Raw genomic sequence first — 678 nt, 5'->3', positions numbered from 1 at the left:
GCCCGGTGCGCGCTGGACGTCGGCCGTCGTGGCGCTGGTGGCGCCAGTGGCGCCGGGGGCCCGCTGGACGTTCGGCGCCGTGCCGCGCGGGGCGTCGGCGGTTCGGCCGGGTCCGGCGGAGGGCGTGGTGGGCGCTGTGCTCGTAGGGCTCGGATCGGCTGGTGCTCGCTGGACGGAAGCCGCCGCGCTGCCGGAGGAGGGCGCCGCTTGCGGCGTACGGACGGGTGTGGGGCCGGTGGCCGTCGTGCCGCGCGGGACGTCAGCGGGTCCGACGGACGGAGCGGTGCTCGTACGGCTCGGACCGCCCGGTGCGCGCTGGACGGAGGCCGTCGCGCTGCCGGAAGAGGGCGCGGCCTGCGGCGTACGGGCGGGTGCGGGGCCGGTGGCGGGCGTGGCCGTCGTGCCGCGTGGGACGTCAGCGGTTCCGCCAGGTCCGGCGGACGGCGTGGTGGGAGCGGTGCTCGTACGGCTCGGATCGGCTGGTGCCCGTTGCACGGAGGCCGTCGCGCTGCCGGAAGAGGGCGCGGCCTGCGGCGTACGGACGGGTGCGGGGCCGGTGGCGGGCGGCCGTGTCACCGGTGACGGGCATCGGTCCGGCGGGGCCGGTGCCCGGCCGGGTCGCGGGGCTGCCGGGAACGGCCGTCGTCCCCGGGGAACCGGCGGAGGCCGGGGCCGGAG

Annotated in this window: 1 pseudogene; it reads right to left on the bottom strand. The window is 80.1% G+C overall.

The window, feature by feature from the left end:
- Positions 1–415: 415 nt before the first annotated feature.
- A pseudogene (locus FGF04_RS40790) lies at positions 416–678 on the bottom strand (hypothetical protein); the annotation flags it as partial.

Origin of the sequence: Streptomyces apricus (assembly GCF_008369065.1) — a bacterium.
GTDB classification, from domain to species: domain Bacteria; phylum Actinomycetota; class Actinomycetes; order Streptomycetales; family Streptomycetaceae; genus Streptomyces; species Streptomyces apricus.
The sequence above is the reverse complement of the archived record's forward strand: the minus strand, read 5'-3'. Positions and strand labels throughout refer to the sequence as shown.